The sequence below is a fragment of the Streptomyces sp. NPDC018263 genome, from assembly GCF_055562575.1.
The window spans coordinates 335,023-348,631 of sequence record NZ_JBVHFA010000009.1 but is presented as its reverse complement, the minus strand read 5'-3'; the positions used below and the strand labels follow the sequence as shown (position 1 = coordinate 348,631).

Below are 13,609 nucleotides of genomic sequence, written 5' to 3'. Positions count from 1 at the left end.
GGGTGCGGGCCGTGCCGGTCGCTTTCGAAGTGGGGTCAGTACGCGCGGCGCATCCGGCGCCGCCACCAGCCGACGACGGTCCCGAGCAGCAGGATTCCGGCCGCACCGGCCGCCGCCGAACCGGCGATCAGCGTGGTGTCGCTGGTGCCGCCGGTCGCCGATGCCGGGCTCAGCGCGTCACCGAGCTGGCTCTTCACGTCGGCGCCCGCGGTCGTGCCCTTGGCCAGCGCGCCCCGCGAACCCGCCGTGGGCTGGGCGACGTAGGGGAAGGACTTCTCGAACTTCCTGTCGTTGGCGTCGACCGCGTCGCCCAAGTCGTTCTTGGAGCCGAGGAGTTCGCCCTCGACGACCTGGAGCGCCGCGTCGATCACGTCGTCGGTGAGCCGGCGCCCGTTGGGGAAGCCCGCGTTGTCGCCGTCCAGCACGCCGAGCCGCTTGGGGTGCATGGCCGGCTTGATCGAGGTGTTCAGCCGCAGTTGCTCCGAAGGGCGCACGTTCGGGGGCTGGTTGAGACCCTTGACGCCCTTGAGGAAGACGTCGACCAGGTCGTTGCGCGGCTCGGCCGGGGCGTCGATCTTGTAGATGCCCTCGATGAGCTTGGGCAGCTCGGGATTGGTGACGTTCATCAGGAACTGGGCGTCGTGCGAGGGCTGGGAGGCGTTGAAGCGGTCCTTGTCCGCCTGCGGGTTGACCACCTCGTTGACCAGCGGGTTGCCCAGCCGGGAGACCTGGCTGTAGTAGCCCTGGGCGTTGCGGCGCTGGGTGGTGGACCAGATGCCGACGACCGGCTGGTCCGCCGACTGCCGGATCAGGTCGTTGGGGACCTGGAGGGCGATCGTGTTGACGTTGTAGCCCTTGAGGGTGTCCCGGCCGACCTCGCTGAGGTTGCCGCCGTACAGCAGGTCGAAGACGCGCAGGTCCAGGAAGAACGGGTCGTCCGCCTGCCCCGCGAAGGTCGCCGCGCCGCCCGCCGTCTTGTACACCGCCTGCGAGCGCAGCGTGCCGTAGTCCGGCATGGACGCCTTGCCCACGTTGGACGGCGCCACCGGCACGTCGTCCGCCACCTTGGTCCTGGACATCGCGTGGCCGCCCTTCAGGCGGACCAGTTCGAGGTCGTAGGTCTGGGTGATGTTGAGGTCCGGGTCGTCCAGGCTGGTGACGGGACCGGTGTTGTAGAGGAACGTCTTCCCGTTCTTCGTCCGCGTCTTGAACGTGTACCGGAAGAGAAGGTCGTCCTTGGCGTCGCCGTCGCTGTCGATGTGCAGGTCGTACTGCGCGTCGTCGGCGAAGGTGTAGAAGTTCGGGCCGCCCGCCGGCTCCTCGAACGGTATCCAGTCGGCCACGATCGTCGTCGTGTCCGGCTTGTCGGGGCTGACGAACGCGTACAGATCGGTGTTGTCGTACTGCGGGGTGCCCGAGATCAGCGGGGCCTCCCGGTGGGAGGAGGCGGAGGCCGCCCCCGGCTCCAGCGTGGCGACACCGGCGGCCGCGAGCCCACCGGCGGCCAGCGCGCCGCAGATGAGCGGGACCAGGCCCTTGCTTGCCGTGCCGCTTCTGGCGAAGAGAGTCATGCCGTCCGTCCTCGAATCCGACTTGCTTGACGGACGGGTATACGGAGCGGTCGGCGACCGCGGATTGGCCGGAGAGGAACTTTCTTTTTCCCTTTTCAGACCCGCGTTTTCGGCCCGCCGATCCGTATCAACCGCTGGAGGTGTGCGTTCGTGCGGATGCGAGGGGTCACCGGCAGGGCCGGGTGCGGCCACGGCCGGGGTGAGGGTGCCGAGGTACTGCTGGTGCGCGTGGCGGGCGGCGACCACCAGGCGTTCGAGGAGCTGTACGGCCTGGTCTCCGGGCCGGTGTTCGGACTGGTCCGGCGGGTCGTGCGCGACTCCGCCCAGTCCGAGGAGGTCGTCCAGGAGGTGCTGCTCGAACTCTGGCGCTCCGCAGGCCGGTTCGACCCGGCACGCGGCAGCGCCCTGTCCTGGATACTCACCCTCGCCCACCGCCGCGCCGTCGACCGGGTGCGCAGCGTCCGCGCGGCCGGCGAACGCGAGCAGCGCGAGGCCCTGCGCGCCGGCGAACCCGCCTTCGACCACGTCACCGAGGAGGTGGAGGCCGGACTCGAACGGGAGTGGGTGCGCCGCTGTCTGAGACGGCTGACCGACCTCCAGCGCCAGTCCGTCACCCTCGCCTACTACGACGGTTACACCTACCGCGAGGTCGCCGAACGGCTCGCGCTCCCGCTCGGCACCGTCAAGACCCGGATGCGCGACGGCCTCAACCGGCTGCGCGGCTGCCTCGGAGGTGCCGCGTGAGCCTGTTCGCCCGACTCCTGCGCCGCGAGGCCCCGCACTCGCTGGCCGCGCCCTACGCCCTGGACGCCCTCGACCCCGGTGAGCGGCGCCGCTTCGAGAAGCACCTCGCGGGCTGCGGCCGCTGCACGGCCGAGGTCCGTGAACTGTCCGAGGACGCCGTCCGGCTGGCCTGGTCCACCGCCGCCCCCGCCCCGGCCGCGCTGCGCGAGCGCGTCCTGGCCGCCGTACGCACCACACCGCAGGAACCGGCGCCCGCCGGACGGCCGCGCGCCGCCCAACTGCCCCCGCATGTCTGGGGAGTCCAGCCGCCGCCCCGGCGCGCCCGGCCGCGTCCGCTGTTCGTGCCGTTCGCCACCGTGACGGCCGCCGCCGCCCTGGTCGTCGCCTCGCTCTTCGCCGTCCAGGCGCACCGTGCGGAGGGACGACTCGCCGCCGAGCAGGCGCGGGCACGTGACATCGCCCACGTTCTGGCCGCTCCCGACGCCCGCGCCACGGCCGGGAACGACGGACACGGCCGCGCGCTCGCGGTCGTCGCCTCGCCGTCCGAGGGCCGGGCCGTCGTCACCCTGAGCGGATACGGCACCCCGTCCGGCGGCCGGGTGCACCAGCTCTGGCTCACGCGCCCCGGCGCACAGCCCCGTTCTCTCGGGCTTCTCGGCGGCGACACGCCCTTGGCCGTCAAGGGGCTTGAGAAGTCGGCGGCGTCACTCGCCGTGACCATCGAGCCGAACGGCGGTTCTGTACGGCCCACTGGCCAGCCCATTGTCCAACTCACCCTGAAATCAGTCGGATTCGGAGAGTAGTCATCGAGGGATGATCAACCTCCTTGCGGGGAAGGTGAATCCCGTGGCCGAGATACACGCATGCCCTATGGGGACGATAGGGTTACTCTGCCCGTGGGCCGGGTGGATTCGTACGGGTGGGGAGTGACATGGAGCAGATAGCAATGCGCAGCAGGGCCAGGGTCCCTGCGATCACCTGCGGCAGTGGTGCGACCAGCAGGCGTCTGGACCGCCACCTCGCGGTGCTCGGCGGACCTGCCATACCGCAGCGGGAGACGGTCGAGGCGACGTCGCTGATGCGTGAACTGACCGCGCGGGACACCGTGCGTCAGCGCAGCGACCGGCGCGTCCGCGTCAGCCGGGTCTCTCTCTTCGCGCCCCTGCGCCGGCTGCGCCGATCGCTCTTCGGCAGCCACTGAGCCGTCAGCCACTGAGCCGTACCGAGCGGACTCCCCGGAGTCCCGCCCGGCTCCGGCCCGGCCCCGAGTGAACCGGCGCCCCGCCCCGCAGTTCCGCGCGTCATCCGCGCTCAGGCCGCCACACCGTCCCGGCGCAATGCCGCTGTCTCGTCGTCCGTCGTCCCCACGGCACGGAGCAGCGCGTCGGTGTGCCGGCCGAGCGCGGGCACGTCCCCCAGCCGCGTCTCCCCGCCGCCCGGCAGCGTGATGGGCGGCAACAGCGCGCGCAGCGCTCCCACCGGCGAACCCACCCGCCGCCCCCGCCCCCGCGCCGCGAGCTGCGGATGCTCCGCCAGCCGTCGCCATTCCCGGCCGTTCCGCACCGACAGCAGCCCCCGGAGTGCGATGGACTCGTTGCCCCGGTCGCACCGCACGAAGCGCGAGGCGAGTCCCTCGGCGGCGGTGTCGTAGCCGCGGGCGTCACCTCCCTAGAGCAGGGCGAACTGCCCCTCCGGTCCCTCTTCCTGGTGGTCCAGTACGGAGGCGGGGCGACGGGAGCGGGGTGCGGGCGGCAGAACTCCCGCCGTGCGGAGGCCGGTTGCCGTGATCGGGGCCGACACCGGGCCCGGTGCGGGGAGTTCGGTCAGCAGGGTCAGCACCGTGATCAGCTCCAGCAGCTCCGAGGTCCAGCTCTGCGGCCAGGTGCGGGGGCCGATCGCGGCCAGTGTGCCGGGGGCGCCGGGGGTCGTACGGGCCGTGAACCAGGCTTCCAGCGTGCGGACCCCGGCCACCTCGTGCTCCCAGGCCGCGCGCGGCACGGGGGAGACACGGCCCTCGTCCAGGTACAGCGCCTCGTCGTCGGCGTCGTAGCGCAGGGCGCGCGGGTACGGGGGCAGCGGCGCGCGGACGTACGGGCGGCGGCCACCGGGCAGCTTGGGGCGCTCCCCGTCCCGGCGCATCAGCCACAGCGTGCGCCGGCCAGCCTCCACGCCCCGCGCCCACACCTCGGGGTCCCCGGTGAGCGGCACGGTGAAGTCGGCCTGGACGGCGGCCAGTATCCACGCCAGCACGTCCGCCGCCGTGGGCCGGGAGCCGAGCCGCGCGGCCAGCTCGTCCAACAGCCCTGGCGCCAGGTTGGGTTCGGCGCCGCCGGGACGCCGGTACAGCGGGCGGATGCGCCCCGCCGCGAGGGTGGGCGGCAGGGAGGTCGCCAGCAGTCCGGCGCCGGCCTCCACCACGAACACCTGCCCCTCGTCCGCGACCCGCCACAGCTCCGGGCGGGCGAGGTCGATCAGCCGGTGGTCCGGAATCAGCCAGCGCTCGTCGAACGGCGCCGCGAGCACCCGTACCGGCTCCGGGCACGGCCCCGACGCGCGCGCCAGCCGCTCGGTACCGGTGTTCCGGCCGGGCAACTGGGCCACCGCCGAGTTGATGGTGCGCGACCGGGTCGGCTCGAACAGGGCCTCCCGCTCCGCCCCCTCCGCCGCCAGCAGCGCCGTCCAGCGGGCCTTCAGGGACGCCGGGTCGGGTGCCGTCGGCCAGCCGCGGCCCGGCCGCAGCGGTGCGACGGACCACGGCATGAGGTCCGCCAGCGGCGGCGCGTCCTCGTACGTCACGCCCGGAATGCTACGTCCTCGGCCCGTCCGGGGTACGGGAACGGGGGCGCGGGTGCGGGCGGGGCTCAGGTCGCCTCCAGGGTGACGGTGAAGGAGAAGCGGTCGCCCCGGTAGTGGATGACGGCGACGTCCAGCACCCGGCCCGTGGAGTCGTAGGTGACGCCCGTGTAGTGCAGGATCGGGCTCAGCAGCGGCACCTCCAGCAGCCGGGCGGTCTCCGGGTCCGCGAGCCGGGCCTCCACCGTGTCGGTGATCCGGCTGATGTCGGCGCCCACCATGTCCCGCAGCACCTTGGTCATCGGCCAGCGGGCCAGATCGGCCGGGTCGATCCGGTCGGCCAGCTCCGGGCGCACATGGTTGACGGCATGGTTGGTCGGCTCGCCGGTCTTCGCGTCCCCGCGCAGCCGGTGGTAGACCGCCACCTCGGAAAGGTCCGGGAAGTGCTCGGCCCACATGGACGGCACCGGGACCCGCGCCACGTCCAGCAGTTCGGCCGTCATCCCGGACTGCTGGGCCACGATCGCGTCCACCGAGCCGAGCAGCCGGACCGGCGCCCCGCGCCGCACCCCCGGCTCGATGAAGGTGCCGCGCCGCCGGTGCCGGCTGATCAGTCCCTCGTCCTCCAGCTCCTTCAGCGCCTGCCGCATCGTCAGCACGCTCACCCCGTAGTGCCCCGCCAGCCGCTCCTCGGTGGGCAGCCGCAGGGGGTCCTCGGGGGAGCGGCCCAGGATGGAGGCCCGCAGCGACTGCGACACCTGGTACCAGAGCGGCAGCTTGCGGTTCAGGACGATCGAGTCCGGGGCGAAAGAGGTCACGCGGCTATCCGTACCTGTCTGGACCGGTCGGCGCAACGGAACGGTCACACATGGGAGTTGGCGCCCGGAGCCGGCACTCGGATCGTCACGGTGTACGGAAGTGCGGCTCCAGTCCGCGCCACACGTCGTCGTAACCCCGCTGGAGGTGGTCGGCGCGGGCCGCGTCCGGGGTGAGGGTGATCGGCCAGCGGGTCTCGAACATGAAGGCCAGCCCGTCGTCGATGCGCTGCGGGCGCAGCTCGGCCGCGCTCGCCCGGTCGAAGGTCTCCCGGTCCGGGCCGTGCGCCGACATCATGTTGTGCAACGAGCCGCCGCCGGGCACGAACCCTTCCGCCTTGGCGTCGTAGGCGCCCTCGATCAGGCCCATGTACTCGCTCATCACGTTCCGGTGGAAGTACGGCGGCCGGAACGTGTCCTCACCGACCAGCCAGCGCGGGGCGAACACCACGAAGTCGGCGCCCGCCAGGCCCGGAGTGTCCGACGGGGAGGTCAGCACGGTGAAGATCGACGGGTCCGGGTGGTCGTAGGAGATGGTGCCGATCACATTGAACCGGCGCAGGTCATAGGCGTACGGCACATAGTTGCCGTGCCAGGCGACAACGTCGAGCGGGGAGTGGTCGTAGGTGGCCGTCCAGAGGTTGCCGCAGAACTTGTTGACCACCTCCACCGGACCCTCGGTGTCCTCGTACGCGGCGACCGGCGCCCGGAAGTCGCGGGCGTTGGCCAGGCCGTTGGCGCCGATGGGGCCCAGGTCGGGGAGCCGGAAGGGCGCGCCATAGTTCTCGCACACATAGCCCCGTGCCGAGTCGTCCAGCAGCTCCACACGGAAGCGGACCCCACGGGGGATGAGCGCCACCTGTGCGGGCTCCACATGGAGGCGGCCGAACTCGGTGTGCAGCAGCAGTCCGCCCCGCTCGGGGACGATCAGCAGCTCGCCGTCCGCGTCCGAGAACACCCGCTCCATCGAGGAGTTGGCGTGATAGAGATGCACGGCCATGCCGCTGCGCTGGGTCGCGTCGCCGTTGCCGCCCAGCGTCCACAGGCCGGCCAGGAAGTCCGTGCCCGGCAGCGGCTCGGGCAGCGGGCTCCAGCGCAGCCGGTTGGGATCGGGCACGGTCTCGGTGAAGGGGGCGGTCCGGATCGCGCCGTTGGCGGTGCGGGTGAAGGAGGGGTGCGCGGCGGAGGGGCGGATGCGATACAGCCAGGAGCGGCGGTTGTGGGCGCGGGGCTCGGTGAACGCCGTGCCGCTGAGCTGCTCCGCGTACAGGCCGAGCGGCGCGCGCTGGGGTGAGTTGCGGCCCTCCGGCAGGGCGCCGGGCACCGCCTCGGAGGAGTGTTCGTTGCCGAACCCGGTCAGGTACGCCAGTGCCTCGGCGGTCTTCCGCGCTCCCCCACGCTCGAACCCGCTCGCGCGGGAGGTACCCCCATCGGTCATGATCGCTCCCTTGCGCACGCTTCTCCGGTATTCCTATGGAGCACCGTAGGAATGCCGGGGGGTGTGCGCAAGAGGCGAACGCCCCCTTCACCCGCCCGGAGCGCGAGAACCGGCCGCGCGGAGGACGTACGGGGGACTCCCCGCCCTTCTCCGCCTCCCCGCAGCGAGGCATCATGAGGCCGTGCCCCATGTGACATCCCTCCGGCGCGCCCCCGTTCAGCGGCGCAGTGCCGAACGGCTGACCAGAATCCTCGACGCCTGCGCCGCCCTCCTGGACGAGGTCGGCTACGACGCCCTGACCACCCGTGCGGTCGCCGAGCGGGCCGGGGTGCCCATCGGCTCGGTGTACCGCTTCTTCGGCAACAAGCGGCAGATGGCCGACGCGCTGGCCCAGCGCAACCTGCGCCACTACGCCGAGCACGTCACCGCCCGGCTGAAGCAGGCGCCGCCCGGCGACTGGCGGGCCGCGATGGACGTCGTCCTGGACGAGTACCTCGGCATGAAGCGCACCGCGCCCGGCTTCGCGCTGGTGGACTTCGGCAACCAGATACCGGTCGGCACCCGCAGCGCCGCCCCCAACACCCGCGTCGCCGACCGGCTCGGCGGACTCATCGCCGGCTACCTCGGCCGCACCCCGGACGACGATCTGCGCCGGGTCCTGCTGGTGGCCGTGGAAAGCGCGGACGCCCTCATCCAGCTCGCCTTCCGCGCCGACCCGGACGGCGACCCGGCGATCATCCACGAGACACGGGAGCTGCTGCGGGCCTACCTGGGCCGCGTACTGGACTGAACCGACCGCAGGGGCTCCCCACCATGCCTACCGGTCGGTATGCTCGCCCGGGCCGGTACGGCCGTGCCCGTCCGGCAGAGCCGCCGACCCTCCGGGAGGACCCGTGCCCCGCACCGCCCTGCGTATCTGCCCCCTGTGCGAGGCCACCTGCGGGCTGACCCTCACCATCGAGGGCACCCGCGTCACCGCCGCGCGGGGCGACCGCGACGACGTGTTCAGCAAGGGTTTCATCTGCCCCAAGGGCGCCTCCTTCGGCGCCCTGGACGCCGACCCCGACCGGCTGCGCACCCCGCTGGTCCGGGAGAACGGCGAGCTGCGCGAGGCCAGTTGGGAAGAGGCGTTCGACGCCGTCGCGCGGGGCCTGCGCCCGGTGGTGGAGCGGTACGGCGCCGACGCCCTCGGGGTGGTCCTGGGCAACCCCAACGTGCACACCATGGCCGGCGCCCTCTACCCGACCGTGCTGCTCGGCGCGGTCCGCACCCGCTCCCTGTTCACCGCCTCCACGGTCGACCAGATGCCCAAGCACGTCTCCAGCGGCCTGCTGTTCGGTGACGCCAACGCCATCCCGGTGCCCGACCTCGACCACACCGACCACCTCCTGCTGATCGGCGCCAACCCGCTGGAGTCCAACGGGAGCCTGTGCACCGCGCCCGACTTCCCCGGCAAGCTCAAGGCGCTCAAGGCGCGCGGGGGCACCCTCACCGTCGTGGACCCCCGCCGCACCCGCACCGCCAAACTGGCCGACCGGCACCTCGCCATCCGGCCCGGCGCCGACGCCCTGCTGCTCGCCGCGATGGCCACCGTGCTGTTCGAGGAGGGGCTGGTCGACCTCAAGGACCTCGCGCCGCACGTCGACGGCCTGCCCGAACTCCGCGATGCCCTGGGGGACTTCACCCCCGAGGCCGTCGCCGGAGCCTGTGACGTCGACGCCGGCACCATCCGCGCCCTCGCCCGTGAACTCGCCGCCGCCCCCACCGCCGCCGTCTACGCCCGCATCGGCAGTTGCACCGTCCCGCACGGCACCCTCGCGAGCTGGCTGGTCGACGTGCTCAACACCCTCACCGGCAACCTCGACCGCCCCGGCGGCGCCCTCTTCCCCCAGGCCGCCACCGACCGCACCCCGCGCCCGGCGGGCCCCGGCCGGGGCTTCGCGCTGGGCCGCTGGCACTCCCGCGTACGCCGGCTGCCCGAGGCCAAGGGCGAGTTGCCGCTCTCCGCGCTCGCCGAGGAGATCGACACCGTCACCGCCGAGGGCGAGCCCTTGCGCGCACTGATCGTGATCGCCGCCAACCCGGTGCTGTCCGCGCCCGACGGGGACCGGCTCGACAAGGCCCTGGAGTCGCTGGACTTCATGGTCAGCGTCGACCCCTACCTCAACGAGACCTCCCGCCACGCGCATGTCGTGCTGCCCCCGCCGCCGCCCGCGCAGAGCCCCCACCACGACTTCGCCTTCAACACCCTGGCCGTCCGCAACCAGGTCCGCTACACCCGGCCCGCCGTGCCGCTGGAGCCCGGCAGGATGGCCGAGACCGAGATACTCGCCCGCCTGGTCCTCGCCGCGAGCGGCATGCACGGCGCCGACCCGGCCGCCGTCGACGCGATGGTCATCGAGCAGACCCTCGGCAAGGCCGTCCAGGACCCCCACTCCCCGGTGCACGGCCGGGACCCGCGCGAGCTGGCCGCCCTGCTCACCGGCGACGACGGACCCGAGCGCCGTCTCGACCTGATGCTGCGGCTCGGCCCCTACGGCGACGGGTTCGGCGCCCGCCCCGACGGACTCACCCTCGCCCGGCTGCTCGACCACCCGCACGGCATCGACCTCGGGCCGCTTCGCTCCCGCCTGCCCCAGCCGCTGAAGACCCCCAGCGGCAAGGTCGAGCTGCTGCCCGCGCCCCTCGCCGCCGACCTGCCCCGGCTGCGGGAGGCCCTGCGGGAGCGGCCCACCGGACTCGTCCTCGTCGGCCGCCGCCATCTGCGCTCCAACAACAGTTGGCTGCACAACGTGCCCGCCCTCACCGGCGGCACCAACCGCTGCACCCTGCACCTCCACCCCGAGGACGCCGAACGTCTCGGCGTGCGCGACGGCGAACCGGTACGGGTCAAGGGCGCCGGGGGAGAGGTGACCGCGCCCGCCGAGGTGACCGACACCGTCCGGCCCGGCGTGGTGAGCCTCCCGCACGGCTGGGGCCACGACCGCCCCGGCACCCGGCTGGGCCACGCCGGCCGCGAACCCGGCGTCAATGTCAACCAGCTCCTCGACGGCACCCTCCTCGATCCCCTGTCCGGCAACGCCGTCCTCAACGGCATCCCGGTCCAGGTCGCCCCCGCGGACGTCCCGGCAGCCCTGGCGCCGGAAAACTAACACCGCTAGTTTGGTGCGCGGTCAGCCATCCGGCGGGCACACGTCCACCGGGTACCTTCGGGCGACCGTCGCCCCAGCTTTCGAGGAGACCGCGCGCGATGACCGTACGAGCCGCCGTCCTGCCCGCCGTCGGGGTCCCGCTGGAGATCACCGGGATCGAACTGCCCGAGCCGGGGCCCGGCCAGGTGCGGGTGCGCCTGGCCGCCGCCGGGGTGTGCCACTCCGACCTGTCGCTGTCCAACGGCACCATGCGGGTGCCGGTACCGGCGGTGCTCGGCCATGAGGGGGCGGGCACCGTGACCGCCGTGGGGGAGGGGGTGGCGGGGCTCGTGCCCGGTACGCCCGTGGTCCTCAACTGGGCGCCCGCCTGCGGGGGTTGCCCTGCCTGCGCGCGGGGCGAGGTCTGGCTGTGCGGGCACGCGCTCGACGGTGCCGCCCGCGTCCACGCCCGTACCGCCGACGGCACCGAACTCCATCCCGGCCTCAACGTCGGGGCGTTCGCGGAGGAGACGGTCGTACCGGCCTCCTGCGCGCTGCCGCTGCCCGAGGGGGTGCCGCTCACCGACGCGGCCCTGCTCGGCTGCGCCGTCCTCACCGGGTACGGCGCCGTCCACCACTCGGCGCGGGTCCAGCCCGGCGAGACGGTCGCCGTGTTCGGGGTCGGCGGGGTCGGGCTCGCCACGCTCCAGGCGGCCCGGATCGCGGGTGCGGCCCAGGTCGTCGCCGTCGACATCTCGCCGGGGAAGGAGGAGCTGGCCCGCGCCTGCGGCGCCACCGACTTCGTCCTCGCCGACGAGCAGACCCCGCGCGCGATCCGCGCCCTCACCGGCAAGCAGGGCGTCGACGTCGCCGTGGAGTGCGCGGGCCGCGCCCGGAGCATCCGCGCCGCCTGGGAGTCCACCCGCCGGGGCGGCCGCACCACGGTCGTCGGCATCGGCGGCAAGGACGAGCAGGTCACCTTCAACGCCCTCGAGATCTTCCACTGGGGCCGCACCCTCACCGGCTGCGTCTACGGCAACTCCGACCCGGCCCGCGACCTCCCGGCCATCGCCGCCCACGTCCGCGAGGGCCGCCTCGACCTCTCCGCCCTGGTCACCGAACACATCACCCTGAAGGACATCCCGGCGGCCTTCGAGGACATGCTGGCCGGCCGGGGAGGGCGGGCGCTGGTGGTGTTCTGAGGGGGCCGGCCGGGACACGCCACGTACCCCGGCCTCCGTCGCCTGCCCGCCCCCACCGGGTCGCCCAGCCTCAAGGCTGCCCAGCCACGACGGAGTTCGCTCGCGGCGCCGCGCCCGCCCGCCGGGGCAGCGCAGCGCCTCAGCGGGGTGCTCAGCGACACACGGCCGAACACCCCGCGCCGAGCCCCTTTCACCGCACCCGATCCGCCTGAGGTGCCGCGTCCGTCACCTGCGCGGGTGCCCTGCGGCCCCGCGACCGGGCCACCGCCACGCCCGCCAGGCACAGCAGGCCGCCGCCGAGCATGACCGGGCCAGGCACCTCGCCCAGGGCCAGCCAGGACATCAGGACCACCAGGGCCGGGACGGCGTACGTCGTCGCGCCCAGCTTGGCGGCGCTGGTGCGGGCCAGGGCGTAGGCCCAGGCGGTGAAGGCGAGGGCGGTGGGGAAGACGCCGAGGTAGATCATGCCGAGGGTGGCGGACAGCGGGGCGTGGGACGCCTCCGACAGCAGTTGGCCGGTGAAGGGCAGGCAGCCCACCGCGCCGATCAGGCAGCCGAAGGTCGTCACCTGGAGGGCGCTCGCACGGGCCACCGCGGGCTTCTGCGCGACCACCCCGGCCGCGTACGCGACCGCCGCGAGCAGGCAGGCCACCACCCCGAGCACCGAGGAACCCCCGCCCCCGGCCGACATCGACAGACCCACGATCACCGCGCCGGTGAAGGACACCGCCATCCCCGCCAGCAGCCGGGGCGGCATCGGGTCGCCGAGGAACCGTGCGGCGAACAGGGCGATCAGCAGCGGGCCGACGTTCACCACCAGGGCGGCCGTACCGGCGTCCACCCGCTGCTCGCCCCAGTTCAGGGCCACCATGTAGAAGCCGAACCAGAGCACCCCGGACACCAGGATGCCGCGCCACGCCCCGCGCGGCGGCCAGCCCTCGCGCCGTATCGCGCACAGTACGGCCAGGGTGAGACCGCCCGCGAGCAGGCGCCCGAGCGCCAGCGCGCCCGGCGAGTAGGCGTCACCGGCGGTGCGGATCACCACGAAGGCGGACGCCCACAGCAGCACGGTGAACACGGCGGCGGCCGCCGGCAGCAGACGATGACGCGGACTGAGGTCCATCGGACTCCTCGATCGATTCGGTGAAAGGGCGGGCGCCCTCAGGCCAGCGCCCGCCCGTCGATGCCCAGCAGCTCCGCCAGCGCGCGCTCCCCGGCGGCCGTCACCCGCACCGCCCGCCCCGAGCCCACGCGGGCGCACCACCCGGCCTCCAGGGCGTGCCGGCACAGCGCCGCGCCCGCCGCGCCCCCGAGATGCGGGCGCCGCTCCGTCCAGTCCAGGCAGGAGCGGGCCAGCGGCCGGCGGGTGGAGCGGTCCACGGTGATACCCGCGTCGCCGAACCAGGCGAGCCCCGCGTCGGTCAGCGCGAACCCGGTGTCCTGGCGCAGCAGCCCGCGCGAGGTGAGCGCGTCGGTGACCGCGATGCCCAGCCGGCCGGCGAGATGGTCGTAGCAGGTGCGCCCGCGTGCCATCGCGGACTGGGTACGGACCTCCCGCAGCGTGCGCGGGACGTCGACCACCACGTCCTGCGGTAGATGCGCCGCCAGGTCCTCGACGAGCTGGGCGGCGCGCGGGTCGGCCAGCCGGACGTAGCGGTGCCGACCCTGGCGTTCCGTCGCGAGCAGGCCGCCCGCGACCAGCCGATTCAGGTGCTCGGTGAGTGTCGAGGGCGCGACCCGGACGTGCCGGGCGAGTTCCCCGGCGGTCCACGCCCGCCCGTCCAGCAGGGCCAGCAGACACCCGGCCCGCGTCTCGTCGGCGAGCAGCGCGGCGAGCGAGGCGAGGGCGGTGGCGCACGGTTCGCTGGCGGTCATGTGCACAGCATGCGGGACGGACGCTTCGGCGCCCACCGAA

At 73.7% G+C, this 13,609-nt stretch carries 12 protein-coding genes and 1 pseudogene; 6 read left to right on the top strand and 7 right to left on the bottom strand.

The window, feature by feature from the left end; translation table 11 throughout:
* Window positions 1–35: 35 nt before the first annotated feature.
* A complete protein-coding gene (locus ACZ3HQ_RS26645; RefSeq protein WP_467514662.1) occupies window positions 36–1,571 on the bottom strand; it encodes a DUF4331 domain-containing protein in 1,536 nt (511 codons plus the stop codon).
* Window positions 1,572–1,727: 156 nt separating this feature from the next.
* Here ACZ3HQ_RS26645 and ACZ3HQ_RS26640 point away from each other — a divergent pair, with 156 nt between their 5' ends.
* The 3 genes from ACZ3HQ_RS26640 to ACZ3HQ_RS26630 all read left to right on the top strand — a co-directional run bounded on the left by ACZ3HQ_RS26640 (window position 1,728) and on the right by ACZ3HQ_RS26630 (window position 3,516).
* Window positions 1,728–2,315, top strand: coding sequence for a sigma-70 family RNA polymerase sigma factor (locus ACZ3HQ_RS26640; protein WP_467514785.1), 588 nt, complete (start codon window positions 1,728–1,730; stop codon window positions 2,313–2,315).
* A complete protein-coding gene (locus ACZ3HQ_RS26635; RefSeq protein ID WP_467514660.1) occupies window positions 2,312–3,118 on the top strand; it encodes an anti-sigma factor in 807 nt (268 codons plus the stop codon). Before ACZ3HQ_RS26640 ends, ACZ3HQ_RS26635 begins: the two co-directional genes overlap by 4 nt.
* 128 nt (window positions 3,119–3,246) lie before the next feature.
* Window positions 3,247–3,516, top strand: coding sequence for a hypothetical protein (locus ACZ3HQ_RS26630; RefSeq protein WP_030812513.1), 270 nt, complete (start codon window positions 3,247–3,249; stop codon window positions 3,514–3,516).
* Window positions 3,517–3,626: 110 nt separating this feature from the next.
* Here ACZ3HQ_RS26630 and ACZ3HQ_RS26625 read toward each other — a convergent pair.
* From ACZ3HQ_RS26625 to hmgA, 4 genes and pseudogenes are all read right to left on the bottom strand, one after another.
* Window positions 3,627–3,851, bottom strand: a pseudogene (locus ACZ3HQ_RS26625) (CoA transferase); the annotation flags it as partial.
* 132 nt (window positions 3,852–3,983) lie between these two features.
* Complete coding sequence (locus ACZ3HQ_RS26620) at window positions 3,984–5,120, bottom strand: type ISP restriction/modification enzyme (RefSeq protein WP_467514782.1); 1,137 nt, start codon at window positions 5,118–5,120, stop codon at window positions 3,984–3,986.
* A 56-nt stretch (window positions 5,121–5,176) separates the two neighbouring features.
* The gene (locus ACZ3HQ_RS26615) at window positions 5,177–5,926 is read right to left on the bottom strand and encodes a GntR family transcriptional regulator (protein ID WP_467514658.1); all 750 of its coding nucleotides are present in this window, start codon (window positions 5,924–5,926) and stop codon (window positions 5,177–5,179) included.
* Window positions 5,927–6,011: 85 nt separating this feature from the next.
* A complete protein-coding gene (gene hmgA / locus ACZ3HQ_RS26610) occupies window positions 6,012–7,361 on the bottom strand; it encodes a homogentisate 1,2-dioxygenase (RefSeq protein ID WP_467514656.1) in 1,350 nt (449 codons plus the stop codon).
* Window positions 7,362–7,542: 181 nt separating this feature from the next.
* Here hmgA and ACZ3HQ_RS26605 point away from each other — a divergent pair, with 181 nt between their 5' ends.
* From ACZ3HQ_RS26605 to ACZ3HQ_RS26595, 3 genes are all read left to right on the top strand, one after another.
* Window positions 7,543–8,151 carry a TetR/AcrR family transcriptional regulator gene (locus tag ACZ3HQ_RS26605; protein ID WP_467514655.1) on the top strand — a complete coding sequence of 203 codons (609 nt, stop codon included), beginning with the start codon at window positions 7,543–7,545 and terminating at the stop codon, window positions 8,149–8,151.
* Between the two features lie 103 nt (window positions 8,152–8,254).
* Window positions 8,255–10,513, top strand: coding sequence for a molybdopterin oxidoreductase family protein (locus ACZ3HQ_RS26600; RefSeq protein WP_467514653.1), 2,259 nt, complete (start codon window positions 8,255–8,257; stop codon window positions 10,511–10,513).
* Between the two features lie 98 nt (window positions 10,514–10,611).
* Complete coding sequence (locus ACZ3HQ_RS26595; protein ID WP_467514651.1) at window positions 10,612–11,694, top strand: Zn-dependent alcohol dehydrogenase; 1,083 nt, start codon at window positions 10,612–10,614, stop codon at window positions 11,692–11,694.
* Window positions 11,695–11,884: 190 nt separating this feature from the next.
* On the opposite strand, the gene ACZ3HQ_RS26590 is transcribed toward ACZ3HQ_RS26595, so the two are convergent.
* Both ACZ3HQ_RS26590 and ACZ3HQ_RS26585 read right to left on the bottom strand, forming a co-directional pair.
* Window positions 11,885–12,817, bottom strand: a complete 933-nt coding sequence (locus tag ACZ3HQ_RS26590) for a DMT family transporter (protein ID WP_467514650.1) — start codon at window positions 12,815–12,817, stop codon at window positions 11,885–11,887.
* 38 nt (window positions 12,818–12,855) lie between these two features.
* Window positions 12,856–13,569, bottom strand: coding sequence for an ArsR/SmtB family transcription factor (locus ACZ3HQ_RS26585; RefSeq protein ID WP_467514648.1), 714 nt, complete (start codon window positions 13,567–13,569; stop codon window positions 12,856–12,858).
* Between the last annotated feature and the right edge of the window lie 40 nt (window positions 13,570–13,609).

What these genes read in the sequence shown, in the direction of transcription:
- ACZ3HQ_RS26645 (WP_467514662.1), bottom strand. Translation starts at nt 1,571, where the DNA reads ATGACTCTCTTCGCCAGAAGCGGCACGGCAAGCAAGGGCCTGGTCCCG.
- ACZ3HQ_RS26640 (WP_467514785.1), top strand. Translation starts at nt 1,728, where the DNA reads ATGCGAGGGGTCACCGGCAGGGCCGGGTGCGGCCACGGCCGGGGTGAG.
- ACZ3HQ_RS26630 (WP_030812513.1), top strand. Translation starts at nt 3,247, where the DNA reads ATGGAGCAGATAGCAATGCGCAGCAGGGCCAGGGTCCCTGCGATCACC.
- hmgA (WP_467514656.1), bottom strand. Translation starts at nt 7,361, where the DNA reads ATGACCGATGGGGGTACCTCCCGCGCGAGCGGGTTCGAGCGTGGGGGA.
- ACZ3HQ_RS26595 (WP_467514651.1), top strand. Translation starts at nt 10,612, where the DNA reads ATGACCGTACGAGCCGCCGTCCTGCCCGCCGTCGGGGTCCCGCTGGAG.
- ACZ3HQ_RS26590 (WP_467514650.1), bottom strand. Translation starts at nt 12,817, where the DNA reads ATGGACCTCAGTCCGCGTCATCGTCTGCTGCCGGCGGCCGCCGCCGTG.
- ACZ3HQ_RS26585 (WP_467514648.1), bottom strand. Translation starts at nt 13,569, where the DNA reads ATGACCGCCAGCGAACCGTGCGCCACCGCCCTCGCCTCGCTCGCCGCG.